Source organism: Xenophilus arseniciresistens (assembly GCF_028023875.1).
Classification (GTDB): Bacteria; Pseudomonadota; Gammaproteobacteria; order Burkholderiales; family Burkholderiaceae_C; genus Xenophilus; species Xenophilus arseniciresistens.
Window position 1 is genome coordinate 1 of the sequence record NZ_JAQIPB010000024.1, and the last position, 605, is coordinate 605.

General features: G+C 63.0%; 1 protein-coding gene. It reads left to right on the forward strand.

Translation table 11 applies throughout. The features are described 5' to 3' along the window. Positions 1 to 3 precede the first annotated feature (3 nt). Positions 4 to 605 (forward strand): GTP-binding protein (locus PGB34_RS23040; protein ID WP_271430462.1); only part of this gene is annotated, 602 nt, incomplete at its 3' end.

The following is a 605-nucleotide window of genomic DNA, read 5'->3' on the forward strand; positions in this document are numbered from 1 at the left end:
AAAATGGCAAAAGGCAAGTTCGAACGTACCAAGCCCCACGTGAACGTGGGCACGATCGGTCACGTGGACCATGGCAAGACGACCCTGACGGCGGCGATCGCCACGGTGCTGTCGGCCAAGTTCGGCGGTGAAGCCAAGAAGTACGACGAAATCGACGCAGCACCCGAAGAAAAGGCGCGCGGCATCACCATCAACACCGCGCACGTCGAGTACGAAACGGCCAACCGCCACTACGCGCACGTGGACTGCCCGGGCCACGCCGACTATGTGAAGAACATGATCACCGGCGCTGCCCAGATGGACGGCGCCATCCTGGTGTGCTCGGCCGCTGACGGCCCGATGCCCCAGACGCGCGAGCACATCCTGCTGGCCCGTCAGGTGGGCGTGCCCTACATCATCGTGTTCCTGAACAAGTGCGACATGGTCGACGACGCCGAGCTGCTCGAGCTGGTCGAAATGGAAGTGCGCGAGCTGCTGGACAAGTACGACTTCCCCGGCGACGACACCCCCATCATCCACGGCTCGGCCAAGCTCGCCCTCGAAGGCGACAAGGGCAAGCTGGGTGAAGAGGCCATCATGAAGCTGGCTGAAGCGCTGGACACCTA